The organism is Myxococcus vastator (assembly GCF_010894475.1).
Classification (GTDB): domain Bacteria; phylum Myxococcota; class Myxococcia; order Myxococcales; family Myxococcaceae; genus Myxococcus; species Myxococcus vastator.
On sequence record NZ_JAAIYB010000131.1, the window covers coordinates 1 to 18569 of the forward strand.

Here is an 18569-nt window from a genome sequence, read left to right on the forward strand (position 1 = left end):
GGCGGGCGGAGGGCAACGACTGTGGCCGTGAGGTCGCCTCCCTTCCATCCGGATCAGCTCGTCCCGGGCAGCGAGGTCGGCCCCTGGCGCGTCGTCGCGTCGCTGGGCTCGGGGGGCTTCGGCCGGGTCTTCCAGGTGGAGCGGGCGGGCCGCCACTACTCGCTGAAGATGGCGCTGCGTCCGGCGGGACTCCACGCGGCGGAGGAAGAGGACATCAACGGCCGGCTGGCGCATGAGGTCGCGGCGCTGCTGTCCTGCGCGCCCCATCCGAACCTCCCGGCGTTGCACGCCGTGGACCGCTGGCCCGAGCCTCCCGACGGCTACCTGTACTTCGTCACCGACTACATCGATGGCGAGACGTTCCACGAGTGGCGCTGGCGGGTGAAGCCCACGGCGGCGCACCTGCTGTCCGTCTTCACGGAAGTGGTCCGCGTGATGGCGGACCTGCACCGCCGGGGCGTGCACCACCGGGACATGAAGGGCGACAACGTCCTCATCCGCCGCGAGGACGAGCGCCCCTTCCTCATCGACCTGGGCACGGTGCGGCTGCCCGCGGCCACGACGTTGACGGTGGGCGTGGCGCCCGCCTCGCCCCATCTGCTGCCGCCCGAGTGCGTCGCCTTCCTGCGCGAAGGCTCGTGGCAGCAGGGCGCCAGCTTCGACGCGGGCGTGCCAGGGGACCTCTACGCGCTGGGCGCGCTGTTGTACGAGGCGCTCACGGATGGCTACGCGTTCGACCCGAAGCTCCCGTATGACCGCCTGCTGCCGGCCATCGAGACGGTGACGCCGCGCGCGCCCCACGTCGTCAACCCGAAGGTGCCGCGCGCCCTGGGTGACATCGCCCTGCGGCTGCTCGCCAAGCGCCCCGAGGACCGCTACGCCAACACGGAGGCCCTGCTCCAGGCCCTCTGGGATGTGGCCAAGGAGAAGCGGCAGCCGGCCTGGAAGGTGTCGCTGGACCGTCCTCCCGAGGGCGCGGACGCGGAGGCCCCGCGGGTGCGCATGGTGCCCGACGCCGCCACGTCCTCGCGGCCCGTCCGGCCCCGGGAGTCGTCCGGTGGCGCGCCGGTGCTGCCCCTCAATCCGGAGCCCCGGGAGGCCCCCGTGGCGAGCGCGAGCGCACCCGCCGCGGCGTCCGAGCCACCGGCGGCGCTCGCGGTGGAGGCGCCCTCCGTGGAGACACCCGCGCCGCGGGCACCGCGCCCGAGCCGCAGCGCCGCCGCGGGGCTGGTGGGGGCCGCGCTGGTGGCCGTGGGGTTGGTGGCGTTCGGGGTGAGCCGCCTCGCGCTGCCCACCGCGGGAGACCCGGCTCCTGCCCCGTCTCTTCCCATTGAGAAAGGAAGTCCCGCAGTGACGAGTCGTTCTTCGAATCCCCCCGAGATGCCCCTCCTGGAGGTGGTGCCGCCCTCTCAGGACGCGGGCGCGGTCCACGACACGGGCGCGCGGGACGAGGTGTCCGCGCAGGTGGCATCCTCCGACGCGGAGGGCGAAGCGGCCCCCGCGGCGCGGCCCAGGAAGCGCCAGTCGTCCGGAGGCGCCCTGGGCAAGGCCGCCGCCGTGGCCTGCCTCACCGCCGCCTGCGCCAGCGGGCCTCAGGTGAGGGAGGCGTCGCCCAAGCGCGAGTGCCCGCCAGAGGTGGTGGAGGGCATGCGGAAGCGGGGCTTCAAGATGGGCAGGATGATGGGCAACTGGGAGAGGCTCTACATCGACCCCAACGAAGGCATCATCCCCGTGCCGCCAGACGGCTCCCCCATCACCCTCCACGCCATCAGCGAGATTGTCAGTCACTACGAGGGGCGGTTCCCCAAGGGGACCCGGATGTACGGCACGTTGTTCCGGGGCAAGAAGTACGTCTACGGTTGGATCACCGAGGTGGAGACGCCCGACGGTCAGCGGCTGCCGGTCTGCGCCAACATCGTTGACAGTCCCTTCCCGAGGCGAGTCGGGATGCTCTACGAATGGGATAGCACGCCCGAGAAGCCGTTGATGGGTTCGGGCGTCAACCTGATGACGTCAGAGGTTCTCGGTCAAATGGGGACGCCCGAGTAGGCCTCCCGCTGTCATGGTGTGGACGCGCCCTTGCTGGAGGTGGCTCGCTCTTGAATGGTTCGTCCGCATTCATCGTGCTCGTGTCGGGAGTGTTGTGGGCCGCCACGGCGCAGGCCGCGGCACTGGATACGCCAGGCACTGGCACCGCGGTCCGGCGCATTGACGTCCAGGCGGGGATGCTGGTGACGCCCCCGGAGGTCCGCATCAGCCCTGGACTGTCCACCACCTTGTTCTTCGATGCGCGCATCCGCCCCGAGCAGTTGGTCCTGGAGGGCCGTGAGCGGTTCCAGCGCTTCGGGGTGACCGAGGACCACCTGGTGGTGGTCCCCTCGTCCACGTTTCGTGAGGGCGAGCGGCTGCGGTTGGAGGTCCGCTTCCATGACGGCGCGGTGCCCGATCGCGCCGTCGTGGTGCTCGTCGTGGATGCCGCGCGCGCGGAGCGTCAAATCGAGCTCTACCGCCACGCGCGCTCGGCGGCGTCCTACCGGCAGGAGGTGGAGGAGCTCCGAGCGGGGATGGTCCGTTTGGAGCGCCAGGTGCAACAGCTCCAGCAGTCGCGAACGGGGGCTGAGTACGCCCGAGAGACGCTGATCGCGGAGCTCGGGGACACGGGCATCGTCCACTCCCGGTTCTGGGTCCCCCGGAAGGTGGCGGGGGACGTCGCCCCCGCGCGCGTGGCCTTCGTCCGCCTGTCCCCCCGGTGGGCCGCGCTGAGGCTCACGCCAGTGAGGGCAGGGACGTGGAATGGCTGGCGCGCGGTGGGGGCGACGCTCACGGACGTCCATGGCAAGCGGCTGAAGACACTCCCACCCTGGCAAGAGGGCTCGGTGGGCCCCGACGGCCGCCAGCCCGTCATCATCATCGTGGACGAGCCGGAGGCCGCGGACCACGGCCGGTACACGCTCGAGCTGTGGGACGAGGGCCGCAAGCGGACCTTGAAGCTGGAGGGACTCCAAGCCCCGTGAGCGCGCCACTTGAGCCCCGCGCCCCGCCGTGTAGGGTGCCGCTCAGGCCGATGACCTCCATCCCCCCGCCCGAGTCCCTTCGCTGCATCAACGCCGATTCCCGCGAGCCGGCGGGCTACCGCGCCGCGCTGGGCGACACCCGCGCCGCGTTGCTCCACACGGACCCGCCGTACTGCCTGCTCACCCGGCGGCGCAAGGGGGGCGACCTGCGAGACACGCGCGCGCACAAGAAGATCGACCAGAACCCCATCGTCCGCTTCGAGACGGTGCGCGACTACCGCGCCTTCTCCGAGGCCTGGCTGTCGCGCGCCACCGCGCACCTGACGCCGGACGCGCCCCTCATCATCTGGACGAACCTGCTGGGCAAGGAGCCGCTCCTCACCGCCGCGCGCGGGCTGGGCTACCCGCACCTGCGCGGCGAGTACGTCTGGGGCAAGCGCACCACCGACAAGAACGCCAACGAGCAGACGCTCCGCGTCTACGAAGTCGCCCTCGTGATTGCCCGCACGCCCGCGCCGCCGCTGGCGCCAGGCGACTTGCCCACCGTCTGGGCCGTCGTCGGCGGCTACGACGATGAAGGCGAGGCGAAGCGCTGGGGCGGCCACCCGCACCACAAGCCCTTCTCCGTCCTGGAGCCGCTGCTGCGCACGTACAGCCGCCCGGGGGACACGGTGCTGGACCCCTTCGCGGGCAGCGGCTCCATGCCGTCGGCGGCGCTGCGGCTGGGCCGGCGGCCCGCGTGCCTGGAAATCGAGCCGGAGTGGGCCGAGCGCGTCACCCACCGCCTGCGCGAGACGGCCCGCGAGGAGGCTCAGCGCGCCAGCGCCCGGTAGAGGCGCGTGTCCGCCCACGTGGGGATGTCGGTGGGACGGTGTCCCCACCAGTTCATCACCAGCGTGCGGCGCTGGCGGGACGTCCCGGGCAGCTTCCCGTCGGGAATCTGGTTGTCCGCGTCCAGCACGCCGTGCGTGAGCGTGCCGTCGAACGTCACCAGCCGGTTGGGCCGGGGCGTCACCAGGTCGGCGGTGTCCAGGTTCGCGGGAGCCAGGGACGGGTTGGCCGCGTCGGGCGGCTCGCGCGTCACCACCAGCGCGCCGCCGCGCACCCGGTTGAGGAACAGCACCGAGGAGATGCGCGGGTGCACCAGCTCCCCGGTGCGCAGCGCGAGCTTCTCGTCGCGGTCCTGGTGGAAGTCCACGCGCACGTCCGTCGGGTACATGCGTGACAGCCACCACTCCACGCCGGCCACGCGGCGGCTGCCGGCGATGCGCGGACGCAGCGTGAGGATGATGTCCTCCACCACGTTGGCCGCGGGGCCGAAGTCGTACCAGAAGGTCGTCTGGTAGGTCTGGCGCAGGCGCTCCGTGCCCACGACGCCCAAGCGCCGCAGCAGGCGGCGGAAGAGCAGGGGGGGCACGGCGTTCTCGGTGAGTCGAACGAGGGTTTCCACGAGGAGGACAGCATGCCATCTTCGCCTACCGCCCGGTGGCGTGGACCATTCTCCTCCGGCGAGGAGGGCTCGGAGACTTGATGAAGGCGCACCAGAAGATGCTCGTCGGTATTGCCTCCGGCGCGGTGGCGGGACTTGTCGCCAACGTCGTCGCGGGCGGCGCGCCCTGGCTGACCTTCGTCGTGGACAACGTCGCCTCGCCGGTGGGGCAGATCTTCATCCGCCTGTTGCTGATGCTCGTGGTGCCGCTGCTGTTCTCCGCCATTGTCGCGGCGGTGGCGGAGTTGGACCTCAAGCAGGTGGGGCGGCTGGGGGCTCGCACGCTGGGCTACACCGTCGTCCTGTCCTCCATCTCCGTCCTCATCGGCCTGGTGCTGGTCAACACGCTTCAGCCCGGCGCGGGCCTCAGTGACGAGGCCCGTGCGCTGGCCCAGGGCGGGATGACCATCCAGGCGGCCGCCGCGCCAGGGGCGTCCTCGTTCGGCGCGGTGCTCATCTCCATGGTGCCCACCAACCCCATCAAGGCCGCGGCGGACGGGGACTTCATCGGCCTCATCGTCTTCTCGCTCATCTTCGGCCTGGGCGTGGCGCTCACCCCGACGGAGCCCGTGCTGCGCCTGCGGGATACCATCCAGGGCCTCTACGACGTGATGATGAAGCTCATCGACGGCGTGCTGAGCCTGGCGCCCTTCGGCGTGGCCGCGCTGCTGTTCTCCATGACGGCGCGGCTGGGCTTCGGCATCTTCGTGCAGCTCGCCTCGTACATGGGCACGGTGCTGCTGGCGCTGGGCCTGCACATGTTCATCGTCTACTCGCTGTCGGTGCGCTTCCTGGGCGGGCGAAACCCCATCGAGTTCTTCCGAAGCAGCCGGCTGGCCATCGTCACGGCCTTCTCCACGTCCTCTTCCAGCGCCACGCTGCCCACCGCGCTCAAGGTGGCGGAGGAGAACCTCAAGCTGCCGCGCAACGTGTCGCGCTTCGTGCTCACCGCCGGCTCGGCCATGAACCAGAACGGCACCGCGCTCTTCGAAGGCGTCACGGTGCTCTTCCTCGCGCAGGTCTACGGCGTGCCGCTCAGCCTGCCCGACCAGGCGCTCATCATGTTCATCTGCATCCTGGCGGGCATCGGCACCGCGGGGGTGCCGGCGGGCTCCATCCCCGTCATCGCGATGATTCTGGGCATGTTCAAGATTCCGGTGGAGGGCCTGGGCCTCATCCTGGGCGTGGACCGCTTCCTGGACATGTGCCGCACCACGCTCAACGTCACCGGGGACCTGGCCGCCGCCGTCTACGTGGCGCGCGGGGAGCCGGCCGACAGCCCGGCCGAAGAGGGAGCCGTGGACCCCTCCGCGTCCTGACGCCGGGCATTTCCCGCCGCACCTTCCCACGGCAAACGCAGTCCCATCGCAATCATCGGCAAGGAGCCCCGCATGAGGGTCGCCAAGAATTCCGTCGTCTCGCTCGAATACCGGCTGCACCTGGGGGACGGTCAGGTCATCGACCAGAGCGCGCCCGAGCAGCCGCTCTCCTACCTGCACGGGCACCGGCAGATTGTCCCGGGGCTCGAAGGCGCCCTGGAGGGCATGAGCCTGGGGGAGAGCAAGCAGGTGGTGGTGGCGCCCGGCCAGGGCTACGGCGAGCACGACCCGGCGGGCGTGCGCACCGTGCCGCGCGACATGCTGCCGCCCGGCTTCTCGCCGCAGGCCGGCCAGACGTTGATGGCGCAGACGGACCAGGGCGACATCCAGCTGCGCATCCAGGAGGTGCGCGAGGACGGCGTCGTGGTGGACCTCAACCACCCGCTGGCCGGCAAGACGCTGCACTTCGACGTCACCGTGAAGGGCGTGCGGACCGCCACGCAGGAGGAGCTCACCCACGGCCACGTCCACGGGCCGGGCGGGCATGAGCACGGCTGACGTGCCGCCCTGACGCGGCGCGGCCAGCCCAGGAGGTTGGCCCGCCCGTCACACGTCGCGCTCGCGAGGGGAAGGGGCGTGGATTATTGTCGCGGCCCCCATGAGCCAGTCCCCCTCGCAGACGCCCAGCCCCAGCGACCTCCGCATCCAACCGTCCGACGCACCGGGGGACGCGGGCGCCTCCGCGGCCCAGGACCCGGAGCGTTACTGGCTGGAGCACGTCTACCAGGGTGGGGCGCGCCAGCTCACGGTGCGCGCCGTCATCGCCGGCATGGCGATTGGCGCGGTGATGTGCCTGTCCAACCTGTACGTCATCCTCAAGACGGGCTGGAGCCTGGGCGTCACCATCACCGCCTGCATCCTGGCCTTCGCGGTGTTCGGCACGCTGCGCTCGATTCGGGTGCTGAAGTCGGAGTTCACCGACCTGGAGAACAACGCCATGGGCTCGGTGGCGTCGGCCGCGGGCTACATGACGGGCGGCGGCAACATGGCCGCGGTGCCCGCGCTGCTGATGCTGACGGGGACGCTGCCGTCCTCGGGCTGGCTGATGGTCTGGTTCGCCGTCATCTCCGCGCTGGGCGTCTTCGCGGCCATCCCCATCAAGCGCCAGCTCATCAACATCGAGGCGCTGCCGTTCCCCACCGGCACGGCCACCGCGGAGACCATCCGCGCGCTGCATGGCCATGGCGAGGTGGCCCGGCGCAAGTCGCGGCTGCTCGGCATCTCCGGCGCCATTGGCGCGTTCGTCGTGGCCCTGCGCGACGCGCGCTTCACGTGGCTGGCCAACATCCCGGAGAAGGTGAGCCTGCCCTTCACGATGCTGGGGCAGAAGGCGTCGGCGTGGTCGCTGTCCTTCGAGTTCAGCCTGCTGCTGGTGGGCGCGGGCGCGCTGGTGAGCTTCCGCACGGGCTGGTCCATGCTGCTGGGCGCGGTGCTCACCTATGGCTTCCTGGCCCCGGCCATGGTGAGCCAGGGCGCCATCGCCGAGGTCAGCTACCGCTCCATCAACAGCTGGATGGTGTGGACGGGCTCCGCGGTGCTGGTGTCCTCGGGCCTGCTCTCCTTCGCCTTCCAGTGGCGCAGCGTGGCGCGCTCCTTCAAGTCGCTGTCCGGCCTGTTCAAGGGGAAGAACGCGAAGGCGGAGGAGGCGGACCCGCTGGCCGGTATTGAGTGCCCGCCCTCATGGTTCCCCCTGGGCTTCGCGATTCTGGGCCCGGTGGCCGTGTTCCTCATGGCCTACCTGTTCCAGATTCCATGGTGGGCGGGCGTGCTGGCCATGCCGCTGGCCGTCGTCATGGGCGTCATCGCCAGCCGGGTGACGGGCGAGACGGACACCACGCCCACCAAGGCGCTGGGCCCCGTCACGCAGCTCATCTTCGGCGGCCTGGCGCCGGGCAACATCCCCGCCAACGTCATGAGCGCCAACGCGACGGGCGGCGTGGGGCTCCACTCGGCGGACCTGCTGACGGACCTCAAGTCCGGGTGGCTGCTGGGCGCCAACCCGCGCCAGCAGTTCGTCGCGCAGCTCTTCGGCGTGGTGGCCGGCGCGGCGGTGGTGGTGCCCGTGTTCAAGATTCTGGTGCCGGATGCCAGCATGCTGGGCTCCGAGGAGTTCCCCGCGCCCGCCTCCATGGTGTGGGCCGGCGTGTCGAAGCTGCTCGCCACGGGCGTGGCCGCGCTGCCGGGCTCGGCGCGCGTGGGCGCGCTGTGCGGCGCCACGCTGGGCATCTTCCTGGTGCTGCTGGAGCGCTGGGCTCCGGCGAAGGCGAAGGCCTACGTGCCGTCCCCCGCGGGCTTCGGGCTGGCCATCGTGATTCCGGGCTCCAGCTCCATCGCCTTCTTCCTGGGTTCAGCCATCGCCGCGCTGCTGCGTCGCACGAAGCCGAAGCTGGCGGACGACATGGTGCTGCCGGTGTCCTCCGGCTTCATCGCGGGAGAGAGCCTGCTGGGCATCGGCATCGCGATGGCGAAGGCCTTCGGAGTGATGCCCAAGTAGGACGCCGCGGCGGGGCGGGGCGCTTCAGTCCACCTTGAAGGTGGAGAACGAGGCGCCCGCCATGAAGCGGAAGGTGGGCGTGTCCATGCCAGCGCCCACGCCGGGCCCGCCCATGACGTAGAGGTCCATCCAGGACAGCGCGTGCTTGCGGATGGCCAGCAGCAGCTCGCCGCCCGGACGGCCACCTTGCAGCGGCAGCCCTGCCACGACGCTCACCTCGCCGCGCGTGCTCTCTCCGGCTCGCGACGTCACCGTGGCGCCCAGCCGCAGCTCGCTGCCGATGACGTCCTGGGAGAAGCCGGACACGCTGACGAGCTCGTGCTTCTTGCGCACCAGCACGCCAGCCTCCCCGCCCACCTGCCACGTCTCCGCCAGGAAGCCGACCTGCAGGCGGGGGTGCACCGCGTAGTCGTCCCGGGCCAGCAGCGCCGTGCTGCCCACCGGGAGCGCGGCCGACACGTCCGCCGCCAGCTGGAAGCCGAAGTCCTGACGCAGCAGCGCCGCGCGCAGGCCCAGCCACGGTGTGCCCATCCCCGAGCCTTCCGGGGCGTTGAAGTCGCGGAAGCGCGAGCCGCCCTGGCTGACGATGAAGGGCACCTCCGCGGCGACCTGGAGCCACGGCAGCACGCCGTAGGCGGCCGTCAGGTCCATGGTGAAGCGGTCCTCCACCAGGCCGCTGCCTCCGCCCGGCTCCCAGCGCCGCTGGAAGTGGAAGGGGAGCTGCTCGTAGTGCCCCTGGACGGACATCCGCAGCGCGCCCTGGGGCAGCGTGCGGCCCGTGCCCACCATCAGCGAGCCCAGCGCCGCCGGGTCCAATTCCAGACGCTGGAGGTTGAAGGAGGGGAGCGAGCGGCCCTGGGCCCGCGTTTCAGCGGGGCCGAGAAGCAGGGCCAATGAAGACAACGCAGAGACAAGCGCAAGTGCAGGCCGGGACGGCAAGACGACGCCTCCAATGAATCATGACGTGAGTGCGACGGCCCCGAAGCCCCCCACGAGTCGCACGACGCGCCAGCCCCGCGCAAGGGCGCCACACCTTCCCTTGCGTCCAGCAAGTATTGGGGTTCCAAACAACGCACTGGCTTGACGTGCCAGCCGTCCGGATTCTCCCTGGGTTTCCGCGAAGTCCCATTCCCAGACATGGCGGGGGATGGACAGACGCGCGTCGGCCTATGCGCTGGCGGCGGCCAGGTCCTGCAGCTCCTGCCAGCGCGTGTACAGCCGGTCCACCTCGGCGACGGTGGCGTCCAGCTCCTTCTGCACCTCCGCCACCTTGGGGCCGTTGCTGTACACGGCGGGGTCGGCGAGCTGGGCCTCCAGGCTGGCCTTGCGCGACTCGGCGGCCTCGATGGTGGCCTCCATGCCGTCCAGCTCGCGCTGGTCCTTGTAGGAGAGCTTCCCGGCCTTGCGCGCGGCCTTCGCGTCCGACTGCTCCTTCAGCCGCCGGTACATCGCGTAGTTGCCCTCGTAGCGGGTGACGCGGCCTTCGCCCTCGAAGGTGAGGATGCTGGTGGCCACCTTGTCCAGGAAGTACCGGTCGTGCGTGACGAGCAGGGTGCTGCCCCCGAAGTCCAGGAGCAGCCGCTCCAGGATGTTGAGGGTGACGATGTCCAAATCATTGGTGGGCTCGTCCAGCACCAGCACGTTGGCGCCCTCCAGGAACAGGCGCGCCAGCAGCAGCCGGTTGCGCTCGCCGCCCGACAGCGCCTTCACCTTCATGCGCTGCATGGGCACGGGGAAGAGCAGGTCGTCCAGGTAGTCGCGCAGGGCCACCTTCTGGTCGCCCAGCTCCACCCAGTCCTCGCCCTGCGAGGCCGACTCGTACACGGTGGCCTCCAGGTCGAGCTGCGCCCGGCTCTGGTCGTAGTACGCCACCTTCGTGTTCTTCCCGATGACGAGCTTGCCGCCGTCGGGCTCCACCTCGCCCAGCAGCACGCGCAGGAAGGTCGTCTTGCCCACGCCGTTGGGCCCCACCAGGCCCACGCGCTCGCCGCGCTGGAGGCGGAAGTCCACGCCGTCCAGCACCTTCCGGTCGCCAAAGGCCTTCTTCACGCCCTCGGCCTCGATGACGGTGTGGCCCAGCCGGGGCGCCGCCGCCACGCGCAGGTCCGCCACCTTGGGGCGCTCGAAGCCCTTCTCCGCCATCAGCTTCTGCGCCCGGTCGATGCGCGACTTGCTCTTGGTGCGGCGGGCCTCCGGGCCCTTGCGCAGCCACGCCACTTCCTGCGCAATCCAGCGCTCGCGCTTGTGCTGCGCCAGCGCGGCGTTCTCCTGCGCCACCAGCTTCTGCTCCACGTAGGCCTGGTAGTTGCCGGGATACGACGTCACGCCCGCGCCGGGCTGGATTTCGACGATGCGGTCCACCAGCCCGTCCAGGAAGTACCGGTCGTGCGTGACGAGCAGCAGCGCCCCGGGCAGCTTGTCCAGCTCCTCCTCCAGCCAGTCCACCGTGTCCGCGTCCAGGTGGTTGGTGGGCTCGTCCAGCAGCAGCAGGTCCGGCCGCGTCAGCAGGGCCCGGGCAATGGCCACGCGCTTGCGCAGGCCGCCGGACAGCTGCGCCACGGGCCGGTCCCAGTCCTTCACACCCAACCTGTCCAGCAGCGTCTTCGCGTGGTGCTCGGTGTCCCAGCCGCCCATCTGCTCGATGCGGTCGCTGAGCGCGGAGAACTGCGCCATGAGCTTGTCCTGCTCCTGGGCGGGGGCGGACTCCATCCGCTGCGCCAGCTCCGCGTGGGCGGCCAGCGTCTCCTTCAGCGGCCCCTGGGACACGGACAGCTCGGAGGCCACCGTGGCGCCTTCGGGGAACTCCGGCTCCTGGGGCAGGTAGGTGACGCGGGCGCCGCGGCGCAGCTGGAGCTCGCCCGTGTCGGCGCGGGAGGCCCCGGCCAGGATTTTCATCAGCGACGACTTGCCGGAGCCGTTGACGCCCACCAGGCCCACCCGCTCTCCCTCTTCGATGGTGAAGGTGAGGTCCTGGAAGACGGTGCGGCTTCCGAAGCTGAGCTGAACGTTGGCGGCGCGGAGCAGCGTCACGGGATTGGACTCCTGAAAAGGCGAAAGGCGCCCCTCATTGAAGAGGGACGCCTTCCTTACCGCCAGAGAGTGGCGGATGCGCGGACTACTTGCGCGCGGCCTGCTCAGCGGCCTGCTTCTCCTTGTACGCCGCCATCAGGGCCTCGGACTCGTTCCGGGGCACCGGCGTGTAGCGGGAGAACTCCATCGTGTACTCGCCCTTGCCCTGGGTGGCGGAGCGCAGGTCCGTGGAGTAGCCGAACATGGTGTTCAGCGGCACCTCGGCCACCGCCGTGACGTAGCCCTCGGCCGTCTCGGTGGAGAGGATGGTGCCGCGGCGCTGGTTCAGCTGACCCACGACGGAGCCCTGGAAGTCCTCGGGGGCCTGGACCTCCACCTTCATCATCGGCTCGAGGATGATGGGCTTGGCGGCGGCGTAGCCCTCACGGAAGCCCATGATGGCGGCCGTCTTGAACGCCATTTCGGACGAGTCCACCGCGTGGAAGGCACCGTCGTTGATGACCACGCGCACACCCACCACGGGGAAGCCGATGAGGCTGCCCTTCTTCACGGCCTCGGTGAAGCCCTTGTCGCAGGCCGGGATGAACTCGCGGGGGATGGAGCCGCCCACGATGTCGTCCACGAACTCGTACTGCTGCACCGCGTCCGAGGGCAGCGGCTCCAGGTACCCGCACACGCGGGCGAACTGGCCGGAGCCACCCGTCTGCTTCTTGTGCGTGTACGCGAACTCGCCCTTCTGGCTGATGGTCTCACGGTAAGCCACCTGCGGCTTGCCGGCCTGGACCTCGCAGTTGTACTCGCGCTTCATGCGCTCGATGTAGATCTCCAGGTGGAGCTCACCCATGCCGCGGATGATGGTCTGCCCGGACTCTTCATCACGGTGCACGCGGAAGGTGGGGTCCTCCTTGGTGAACCGGTTGAGCGCCTTGGAGAAGTTGGCCAGCGCGGAGCGGTCCTTGGGGGCCACGGCGAGCGAAATCACGGCGTCCGGCACGTGCATGGACGTCATCGTGTAGCTCACGGCGCCGTCGGTGAACGTGTCGCCGGACGCGCACTCGATGCCGAACAGCGCAACGATGTCACCGGCGGTGGCGTCGTTGATGTCGTTCATCTGGCTGGAGTGCATGCGGACGATGCGCGGAACCTTGACCTTCTTCTGGTTCGACTGGTTGATGATGAAGTCACCCTTCGAAACCCGGCCCTGGTAGATGCGCATGTACGTCAGCTGCCCGTAGCGGCCGTCTTCCAGCTTGAACGCCAGACCGACGAAGGGCTTCTCCGGGTCGGACTCGAGGATGACCTTCGCCTCGTTGTTCTTCTGGTCCAGCGCCTCGTTCGTCGCCTCCATGGGGTTCGGGAGGTACGCGCAGACGGCGTTCAGGGCCAGCTGCACGCCCTTGTTCTTGTAGGCGGAGCCGCACATGACCGGCGTCATCTTCAGGCCGATGGTGGCCCGGCGGATGGCGGCGACCAACACGTCGTTCGGGATGGCCACGTCCGACAGGAACAGCTCGCCGAGCTGGTCGTCGACCTCGGCCACGCCTTCAATCATCTGCTGGCGGCGCTCCTTGGCCTCCTCGAGCATCTCCGCGGGAATCTCCTCTTCGCGGATGGTCTCGCCGTTCTCACCGTCGAAGTAGAACGCCTTCATCTGGATGAGGTCGACCAGGCCCTTGAAGCGGTCCTCGGCGCCGATGGGCATCTGAAGCTTCACGGGGTGGTGGTTCAGCTTCTCCTTCAGCTGAGCGGCCACGCGGTCATAGTTCGCGCCAGCGCGGTCCATCTTGTTGACGAACGCGATGCGCGGAACGCGGTAGCGCTTCATCTGGCGGTCCACGGTGATGGACTGTGACTGCACGCCGGACACCGAGCAGAGGACCAGGATGGCGCCGTCGAGGACGCGGAGCGAGCGCTCCACCTCGATGGTGAAGTCCACGTGTCCCGGGGTGTCAATGAGGTTGATGTTGTACTCGCCCCACATCGCGAACGTGGCGGCGGACTGGATGGTGATGCCCTTCTCACGCTCCAGGTCCATCGAATCCATGATCGCGCCCACGCCGTCCTTGCCGCGGACCTCGTGGATCTCGTGAATCCGACCCGTATAGAACAGGATGCGCTCAGAGAGCGTCGTCTTGCCCGAGTCGATGTGGGCGGAGATACCGATGTTTCGAATCTTCTCGATGGGTGCGTTGGCGGCCACGATCCGGTCCTTCTTTTCTTGAAAGTGCCTGACGGAACAGAGCAGGCGGGGCCTCTACTTCCCACAGGACGTAGTTTCCAGCCAAATCCGCATGGAGATTGACTCACCTGAGCCTACCTCCGCCTACTCAGTGCCGTTTTCAGTTGGGGTTTCTAACGATGAGCGCGACGAAAAACTTCTCCCTGGCCCGAGCCTGGCTGGACGCCTTCAACGCCTACGACGTGGACGCGCTGGTGGCGCTCTATGCCGAGGACGCCACCCACACGTCACCCAAAATCCGGGTGCTGCACCCGGAGACGGGCGGGCGGCTGGTGGGGCGGCAGGCGCTGTCCGCCTGGTGGAAGGCGGCCAACGCCCGGCTGCCGGGGCTGCGGTATGAGCTGGTGGCCCTCACCTCGGACGAGGACCGGGTGTTCATGGAGTACCTGCGCCATGCGCCGGGGGAGGCCCCCATGCCGGTGGCGGAGGTCTTCGAGGTGCGCGACGGCCGGATTGTCGCCTCGCGCGTGTACCACGGCTGAAGTCCCCCACCTTCCGCGAAGTGTGGGCTAGCGTGGCCGGCAATGGCGAAGAACCCAGACTCCAGCGCCTTCGACAGGGACTTCGGTTACCTGATGCCGTTCCTGGACCGCGTGGCGGCGGCCGCCTCCGAGCTGGAGGATGGGTCCGCTCGCGCGGAGCTCACCCGGCTGATGGTGGAGGAGAAGGCGCGCTGGCAGCGCATCCAGGAACTGCTCGGAGGGGCAGGGGGCCGCGGCGCCGCCGCGCCGACGCCGGCCCGGGAAGCCCCCGCCGAGGCTCCTCGGCTGGCGCGGGGCTCGGCGGACGACCTGCACGAAGCGGCCCCTTTCGCTACGGGCCTCACGGTGGGGAGCCTCAGGAGCAACCGCTGAGCTGGTCCAACGCGTCGAAGGTGGCCGCCTTGTAGGCCTCCGACAGCGTCGGGTAGTTGAAGCACGTCTCCACGAAGAGCCGGGCCCCGGAGCCAGTCATGAGGGCCGTGAGGCCCACGTGCACCAGCTCGGAGGCCTGGGGTCCCATGACATGCACGCCCAGCAGCTTGAGGCTCTCCCGGTGGAAGAGCAGCTTCAGCAGGCCGTGCGTGTCTCCCAGAATCTGGCCGCGCGGGTTGGTGGCGAAGGCGGCGCGGCCGGCCACGTAGGGCACGTTCAGCTTGCGCAGGGTTCCTTCCGTCTCGCCGGCCATCGACACTTCGGGGATGGTGTAGATGCCGTAGGGCAGCACCGGCGCCATGGTGCGCACGCCGCCCAGGCCGAACGCGTGCTCCACTGCGATGCGCGCCTGGTCCATGGACGTGGAGGCCAGCGCCGGGAAGCCGATGACGTCCCCCACGGCATAGAGGTGGGGCAGGGCCGTCTGGTACGTGGGGCCCACCTCCACCTGGCCGCGCGGGCCCACCTTCACGCCCAGTGCCTCCAGGCCCAGGCCCGCGGTGTTGGCGGTGCGGCCGGAGGCGACCAGCACCTGGTCCGCCTCCAGCGCGGCGCCGGAGGAGAGCCGCAGCCGGATGGGGGTGTCCGCGTCCCGTGGCACGTCCACCTGCTCCACCGTCTGGCCGAAGCGAAGCTGGATGCCGAGCGCCTCCATGCGCTGGCCCAGCAGCGCGGAGAGCTCGTCGTCCAGGAAGGGCAGCAGCTCCGCGCGCGACTCCACCAGCGTCACGGGGATGCCCATGGCGGCGAACATGCACGCGTACTCACAGCCGATGACGCCGGCGCCCACCACCACGAGCGAGCGCGGCAGCCGCTCGAGCTCCAGCACCTCGTCCGAGTCGTGGATGCGCGGGTCCTCGAAGGGGTACAGCGGCGGCCGGTACGGCGACGAGCCGGTGGCCACCAGGAGGGTGTCGCCGGTGAGGCGCCGCTCCGGGGAGCCCTGGCGCCGCACGACGACGGTGTTCGCGTCCATGAGCGCGCCGGTGCCCTGGACAATCTCCACCTTGTGACGCTGGAGGTTGCGGGCGATGCGCTCGCGCTCGATGTCCTTCACCCGCCGTTCGCGGAAGAGGAAGTCGGACACCGTGGCCTCGTGCCGCGGCGTCGTCTCCACGCTGTACAGCCCGCGCGCCCGGAAGCCGGACAGGTGGAGCGCCGTCTCGCGCAGCGTCTTGGAGGGGAGGGTGCCCGTGTTCGCCGCGGTCCCCCCCAGCACGGGCTCCCGCTCCACCACCGCCACGCGCTTGCCCGCCAGCGCCGCCTGTACCGCGCCCCACTCACCCGCCGGGCCAGAGCCAATCACCACCAGGTCGAAGTCCGCCATGGGGGCGACGGTACGCGACCGGCCCGGTCGTTTGAAGCCAATGCGAGCGGCTAGGGAGCCGAGGGCGCGCGCCCCTCGTAGCGGAGCCCCTCGCGGACCTCGTCGTCCGTCAGCAGCCGGAAGGTGCCTTCGGGGATGCCTTCCAGGTCCACGCCGCCCACGGCCTCGCGGTGCAGCGCGCGCACGGGCAGGCCCACGGCGCCGAGCATCCGCTTCACCTGGTGGTGCCGGCCCTCCGTGAGCGTCACCTCCACCGTGTGCGCGTCCCGCACGCTCACCTTCGCGGGGCGGGCGAGGCCGTCATCCAACGTCATGCCCCGGCGCAGGGGCTCCACCTTGTCGTCATCCGCGGTGCTGAAGACGGTGGCCACGTAGCGCTTGGGCAGGCGCGTGTCCGGGGACGTGGCGTGGGCCACCAGCTTGTCGTCGTTGGTGAAGAGCAGCAGGCCCGTGGAGTCCACGTCCAGGCGGCCCACGGCGTGCCACGTGTAGCCGGCCAGCTCCGGCGGGAGCTGGGGCAGCAGCGCCTCGAAGACGGTGCCGGTGCGGTGCTGCCGCTCCGTGGAGGACAGCAGGCCCGCGGGCTTGTGGAAGGCCAGCACCCGCGTGGACGGGGCCTCCAGGGACACGACGTGGCCGTCCACCTTCACCGTGGCGCCAGGCGGCACGGGCGTCAGGGCCATCTTCGCCACGCGGCCGTTGATGCTGACGCGGCCGGCGCGGATGGCGTCCTCCGCTTCCTTCTGGGGAAAGACGCCCGCGCGGGCCAGCGCGCGCGACAGCCAGTCTGGCTTCTCCTTGCCCTCCCAGCGTTTGTGCTGCTGCTGCGGCGGCTTCGGCTTGTCGAGCTTGCGAGGCATGGGCGCGGCACTGTACCCGGCCCGGCCTCGGGCGGGAGCGGGAGTTGTAGAGGCCGGTGGAACCCCGGCGCGCTGGAGCCGGCTTGTGGGGGGACGCCCGGCCGGCCGCTCCGTGTCCGCGCGGCCGGCGTGGCCCTCTGGGAGCGTGGGCGGGGACGTGCGTCGGTGGACACCTTCCCGTCATGCGCACCCGGATTCCATACCTGACGCTCCTGGTCCCCGTTCTCGCGCTCGCCCAGTCACAGGCGCAGGCGCCCCTGCCCATCGGCCGGGAGCCCACGACGGGCCCTGCCACGTCCACCTGGCTGTGGGTCCTGCTGCTGGTGGTCGCCGCCGCGGCCTTCGCCTGGAGCGCGATGCGCATGGCGGGGCGCAAGGGGCCGCCAACCTCCGGGCCCGGCGGGATTGGCGTGGGCAAGGGGACGGGCATTCCCCAGAAGCCGCGCTCCGTCTAGTTGGACTGCACGCTGTTCCCGCGCCTGCGAGCACGTTGCTGATGGAGCTGCGGCGTAGGGAGCTTCGGGCCCGTGCAGATGATGGCTTCTTGCGCATGGCGGCTGGACGCCCTCGATTCCCGTTGGAAGGAGCCAGCTCGTCAGTTCGCCCGGCGTACTTCGGATTGTCCACTCCTTCCAACTGCGCGTAATCACTGCCCAGGAACCCCTCCCGTGGTGATACTCGACCCATCCGAAGTAACACCACGGGACGCGCGCTCCGCCGCCTCGCGCGACCGCTTTGCAGCCTCCTCACGCACCCTCGGCAGCGACGCCACCGGTATGGGCCGCCCACGGATGCTGTCCACGTAGAGCTGGGTAGTGGACAGGTGCTTGTGCCGCAGCAACACCTGGACCTCGCCGTAGTCCACGCCCATGTGCGCCAGCTCGGTTCCGTAGGTGTGGCGCAGCACATGCCATGCGGCGCCGCCACACTCGCCCACCACGCGCCACGGGAAGTCATCCTGCGCCGCCGCGCGAATGAGCCCCATCAGCGCGTCCAGCTCGTTCTCCCAGTAAGGGAAGAGGAACGTCCGCGCCGTCTGCCCACGCGGCACCGTGCCCGTGCGCATCGACTCGAGCGCCGCCTCGCGCAGCAGCCCCGCCGTCTCATCGTGCAGCTCGAATGTGGCGGCGCATGTGTCGTGCTTGAGGCCCTGGACGAAGCCGCGCCACGGCTTGCGCTGTTGCTCGACGCGCACCGTGCCCGCGCTCCAGTTGATGTGGCGCGGCTCCAAGCCGAGCGATTCGGACTCGCGCAGCCCGTGCCATCGCTGCATGGACACGAACGCCCTGGAGCGCGCGTCCGGCATCGCCGCCAACAGCTTCGGACACGTGGTGTACAGGTCCGCCAACCCCTTTGGGCACTGAGGCGCCGTCTGGAGCACCGGCACTTTCGCCAGCGGGTTGCTCAGCAGCGGCCACCGGAGCTGGTGCGCCAACACGAAAACGGGGTTGAGACGGCGGCCGTGGAGGTTCGCGGTGGAGGCCATGATTTCCCCCTTGCGAATGCGGTCAGACAGCCAGTCCGAAATATCCCCGGACGTTGGCCGCTCAGGCAGTGCCGCAACCGCCGCGCGCACCACCTGCCGCACCGTCTTCTGAGTGTCGCGCGGCTTGTGCGCTAGGCTGGTGCGTTCGTACCACTCCACCATTTCCGCCAGCACAGGCGCTGCGGTCAGCTCCAGCTTGCCCTGCGCGGCGTAACCGTTCAGGGCTGGTGTTGAGGCCGTCGTCGCGGTGTGCAACCCGTGGCGGATGCGGACGAAAACCCCTGCGACGCTGGAATCGAAAATTGAACGATTGCTCCACGAGCACCTGGTGGAGCAG

The 18569-nt window shown here is 70.0% G+C and carries 16 protein-coding genes; 9 read left to right on the forward strand and 7 right to left on the reverse strand.

Translation table 11 applies throughout. From position 1 onward, the window contains the following. The first annotated feature begins 27 nt into the window (after nt 1–27). From G4D87_RS15230 to G4D87_RS15240, 3 genes are all read left to right on the forward strand, one after another. Complete coding sequence (locus G4D87_RS15230) at nt 28–2049, forward strand: serine/threonine protein kinase (protein ID WP_205507596.1); 2022 nt, start codon at nt 28–30, stop codon at nt 2047–2049. An 80-nt stretch (nt 2050–2129) separates the two neighbouring features. Next, nucleotides 2130–3014, forward strand: a complete 885-nt coding sequence (locus G4D87_RS15235) for a DUF2381 family protein (RefSeq protein WP_240358298.1) — start codon at nt 2130–2132, stop codon at nt 3012–3014. A gap of 50 nt (nt 3015–3064) precedes the next feature. Then, the gene (locus tag G4D87_RS15240) at nt 3065–3847 is read left to right on the forward strand and encodes a DNA-methyltransferase (RefSeq protein ID WP_163782792.1); all 783 of its coding nucleotides are present in this window, start codon (nt 3065–3067) and stop codon (nt 3845–3847) included. Here G4D87_RS15240 and G4D87_RS15245 read toward each other — a convergent pair. Continuing rightward, a complete protein-coding gene (locus G4D87_RS15245; protein WP_163782793.1) occupies nt 3826–4464 on the reverse strand; it encodes a hypothetical protein in 639 nt (212 codons plus the stop codon). The genes G4D87_RS15240 and G4D87_RS15245 overlap by 22 nt on opposite strands. An 80-nt stretch (nt 4465–4544) precedes the next feature. Here G4D87_RS15245 and G4D87_RS15250 point away from each other — a divergent pair, with 80 nt between their 5' ends. The 3 genes from G4D87_RS15250 to G4D87_RS15260 all read left to right on the forward strand — a co-directional run bounded on the left by G4D87_RS15250 (nt 4545) and on the right by G4D87_RS15260 (nt 8376). After that, nucleotides 4545–5822, forward strand: a complete 1278-nt coding sequence (locus G4D87_RS15250; RefSeq protein WP_163782804.1) for a dicarboxylate/amino acid:cation symporter — start codon at nt 4545–4547, stop codon at nt 5820–5822. Nucleotides 5823–5894: 72 nt separating this feature from the next. Then, nucleotides 5895–6380 (forward strand): FKBP-type peptidyl-prolyl cis-trans isomerase, encoded by a 486-nt coding sequence (locus tag G4D87_RS15255; protein ID WP_163782794.1) that lies wholly within the window; start codon nt 5895–5897, stop codon nt 6378–6380. 100 nt (nt 6381–6480) lie between these two features. Continuing rightward, on the forward strand, nt 6481–8376 hold the full coding sequence (locus G4D87_RS15260; protein ID WP_163782795.1) for an OPT family oligopeptide transporter: 1896 nt from the start codon (nt 6481–6483) through the stop codon (nt 8374–8376). A gap of 24 nt (nt 8377–8400) precedes the next feature. Here the strand turns inward: G4D87_RS15260 and G4D87_RS15265 are convergent, their stop codons facing one another. The 3 genes from G4D87_RS15265 to fusA all read right to left on the reverse strand — a co-directional run bounded on the left by G4D87_RS15265 (nt 8401) and on the right by fusA (nt 13606). Then, nucleotides 8401–9270 (reverse strand): flagellar motor protein MotB, encoded by an 870-nt coding sequence (locus G4D87_RS15265; RefSeq protein WP_240358299.1) that lies wholly within the window; start codon nt 9268–9270, stop codon nt 8401–8403. Between the two features lie 273 nt (nt 9271–9543). Further along, a complete protein-coding gene (locus G4D87_RS15270) occupies nt 9544–11406 on the reverse strand; it encodes an ABC-F family ATP-binding cassette domain-containing protein (RefSeq protein WP_163782796.1) in 1863 nt (620 codons plus the stop codon). 85 nt (nt 11407–11491) lie between these two features. After that, nucleotides 11492–13606 (reverse strand): elongation factor G, encoded by a 2115-nt coding sequence (gene fusA / locus G4D87_RS15275; protein WP_163782797.1) that lies wholly within the window; start codon nt 13604–13606, stop codon nt 11492–11494. 158 nt (nt 13607–13764) lie between these two features. Here fusA and G4D87_RS15280 point away from each other — a divergent pair, with 158 nt between their 5' ends. After that, nucleotides 13765–14127 carry a nuclear transport factor 2 family protein gene (locus G4D87_RS15280; RefSeq protein ID WP_163782798.1) on the forward strand — a complete coding sequence of 121 codons (363 nt, stop codon included), beginning with the start codon at nt 13765–13767 and terminating at the stop codon, nt 14125–14127. A 42-nt stretch (nt 14128–14169) separates the two neighbouring features. Beyond that, nucleotides 14170–14499: an encapsulin nanocompartment cargo ferric reductase EncD gene (gene encD, locus G4D87_RS15285; protein WP_163782799.1), complete on the forward strand. Its 330-nt coding sequence runs from the start codon at nt 14170–14172 to the stop codon at nt 14497–14499. On the opposite strand, the gene sthA is transcribed toward encD, so the two are convergent. Continuing rightward, entirely contained in the window at nt 14483–15886 is a 1404-nt protein-coding gene (sthA, locus tag G4D87_RS15290; RefSeq protein WP_163782800.1) for a Si-specific NAD(P)(+) transhydrogenase, read from the reverse strand. The two genes, encD and sthA, sit on opposite strands and share 17 nt — an antisense overlap. A gap of 50 nt (nt 15887–15936) precedes the next feature. Further along, a complete protein-coding gene (locus G4D87_RS15295; RefSeq protein WP_163782801.1) occupies nt 15937–16746 on the reverse strand; it encodes a pseudouridine synthase in 810 nt (269 codons plus the stop codon). 182 nt (nt 16747–16928) lie between these two features. On the opposite strand from G4D87_RS15295, the gene G4D87_RS15300 reads away from it, so the two are divergent. Beyond that, the gene (locus G4D87_RS15300; protein WP_163782802.1) at nt 16929–17201 is read left to right on the forward strand and encodes a hypothetical protein; all 273 of its coding nucleotides are present in this window, start codon (nt 16929–16931) and stop codon (nt 17199–17201) included. A gap of 191 nt (nt 17202–17392) precedes the next feature. Here G4D87_RS15300 and G4D87_RS15305 read toward each other — a convergent pair whose 3' ends face one another. Next, nucleotides 17393–18232: a site-specific integrase gene (locus G4D87_RS15305; protein ID WP_163782803.1), complete on the reverse strand. Its 840-nt coding sequence runs from the start codon at nt 18230–18232 to the stop codon at nt 17393–17395. Nucleotides 18233–18569 lie beyond the last annotated feature (337 nt).